Origin of the sequence: Nodularia chucula CCY0103 (assembly GCF_963923915.1) — a bacterium.
In the GTDB taxonomy this organism is placed as follows: domain Bacteria; phylum Cyanobacteriota; class Cyanobacteriia; order Cyanobacteriales; family Nostocaceae; genus Nodularia; species Nodularia chucula.
This window is the reverse complement of sequence record NZ_CAWUOL010000216.1, coordinates 1-665: the sequence shown is the minus strand read 5'-3', so window position 1 is coordinate 665 and position 665 is coordinate 1. Positions and strand designations below refer to the sequence as shown.

The window sequence follows — 665 nt, the reverse complement described above, 5'->3', positions numbered from 1 at the left end:
GACCTATATTTATCAATTCACTATTTTGTTATTCTGTCAATGCGTAACTCCTATTTTTTTATATAGAAACAGGCGATCCAAGTTATCCATGTCCTCTTGCTCAAGAAAACATGGTTTAAATCAATTTAGTTGAGTATGTGGATAGATAATTTGGTGGCGATTAATCTTGTTGTCACAAATGCAGAAATACCTATAGATGTAGCTAGATTTCGTGTAAATCTTTAAACTCAATGCTATTCAATAAAACAAGCTCCTTGCCTTAAATTCATCAATGATTTAAAGATCAGGATTTTGTTTTATTTTTTATTTTAATTATTAAATTAATACATTAACAATAGTTTTGAATAATTGTATCTAATAACAATATTCTAAATCATACTGAATCTAACAATATTTCATCTTAATTTCATCAATGTCATTCACAATTATAGATATAGAGTTAATCAAAAAACAAGGAATGTTTTGATAAAAAATCTGATTTATGCGGTTGCTTTTACTTTATCTATTGTTGCGTCAGTTTCTACTGCTTGGGCTAAAAATCCAAATGATGCTAAGTTTTCTCATTTAGGAAATAGTGCTCCTGTTCCTAATACCGCTAATACCCTAGATGCCAGAAATGTTGAATCTCGTTACAAAACTTTACATATTCAGGTATAGTAGTTTTA

Annotated in this window: 1 protein-coding gene; it reads left to right on the top strand. The window is 28.4% G+C overall.

Features of this window, described 5'->3' with window-relative positions; all coding sequences use genetic code 11:
- Nucleotides 1–462 precede the first annotated feature (462 nt).
- Nucleotides 463–657 carry a hypothetical protein gene (locus tag ACM0OP_RS24275; protein WP_414530961.1) on the top strand — a complete coding sequence of 65 codons (195 nt, stop codon included), beginning with the start codon at nt 463–465 and terminating at the stop codon, nt 655–657.
- Nucleotides 658–665 lie beyond the last annotated feature (8 nt).